At 51.2% G+C, this 1092-nt stretch carries 2 protein-coding genes; both read left to right on the top strand.

Annotated features, from left to right (window positions below; genetic code table 11):
- Window positions 1-498 (top strand): hypothetical protein (locus tag L1073_RS17090; RefSeq protein ID WP_246901431.1); only part of this gene is annotated, 498 nt, incomplete at its 5' end.
- Window positions 498-782: a hypothetical protein gene (locus L1073_RS17085; RefSeq protein WP_246901429.1), complete on the top strand. Its 285-nt coding sequence runs from the start codon at window positions 498-500 to the stop codon at window positions 780-782. The genes L1073_RS17090 and L1073_RS17085, both read left to right, overlap by 1 nt.
- Window positions 783-1092: the final 310 nt, after the last annotated feature.

Raw genomic sequence — 1092 nt, 5'->3', positions numbered from 1 at the left:
CTGGGTGGCTTCTCGTTCTGGGGCGGCATGCTGGCCTCGGTGGGGGCGTTGTTTGGGGCGGTTGATGATTATTTAGAGGCTACGACTCAGTATAAAAAGGATAATAATCTACTTGTGGCTTTCTATGGTGTGAGATTTATAGCTAATGTGGGGATAGCAGTCTTGGGCACGGCAATAACGTTGGCATCGTCGACCGCTTATTTATCCCGCATTGCGCAGCAAGGGAAAACTGCTCTCGCGCGACGTTTGGCTTCCCTATTGGCGCCATTGGCTCGCACGCTCGCCTCCTCTGCGGTGCGCGGGGTGCTCTTGACGGGGTTTGCTTTGGCCTCTTGGGTCGGGGTTATTTTGACGATCGGGTTATGGATATTTGGCGATGATAAACTTGAAGAATGGTGTAAACGCTGCGCCTTTACGACAGAAAGTCATCCCGACTATTACGCTGACTATGCGGCAGAAGTCGGTGCCTTTCACCAGGCCTTACAGGATGTGACCTGATGTATTTCGTTGAGTGGCTGATGCGCCGGACGTTGACGGCGAGCAAGAAGGATATCACCGGGTTCGAGGGTGATATGAAAGAGTTCGAGAAGGCGACCGAGAAGTACGGTGAGCAGTATCGGGATATGCAGGAGCGGCAGGTCAGCGACGCGCCCGCCGATGCACGATCCATCTACAGAATGAATGATATCTATATGGATGTCAGAACATTTTTTGATGAGTGGCGGGGGGGTGTTACTGGGATTGTTTCCATTATTGCTTGGTGTTGTAGGGTTCCCTTTTAGTTTCCTAATTCCAATGGGAACAGGGCTCTTTGACGGCTTCACCTTGAATACTGGTAGGGCGGTAGTAGCTTCTGATTATGTGGCTTTTGTTATTTTGTTTGTTGGCTGGCTTTTGATGCTTGCAGCATTTATTTACCTCTTCTGGATATTCCGCATGGAATGCCTGGTCCAGCGTCATATCGTGGTGCGCTTCAATCGCAAGACCCGCAAAATCACTATCAACCGTCCCAACTTCGCCGGCGGTAATCAGGTCTATAATTGGGACGATGTGGTGGCCTCGGTCGACCCGGATGATCAGGTGGTGACCAAG

Origin of the sequence: Chromohalobacter nigrandesensis (assembly GCF_023061285.1) — a bacterium.
Classification (GTDB): Bacteria; Pseudomonadota; Gammaproteobacteria; order Pseudomonadales; family Halomonadaceae; genus Chromohalobacter; species Chromohalobacter nigrandesensis.
The sequence above is the reverse complement of the archived record's forward strand: the minus strand, read 5'-3'. Positions and strand labels throughout refer to the sequence as shown.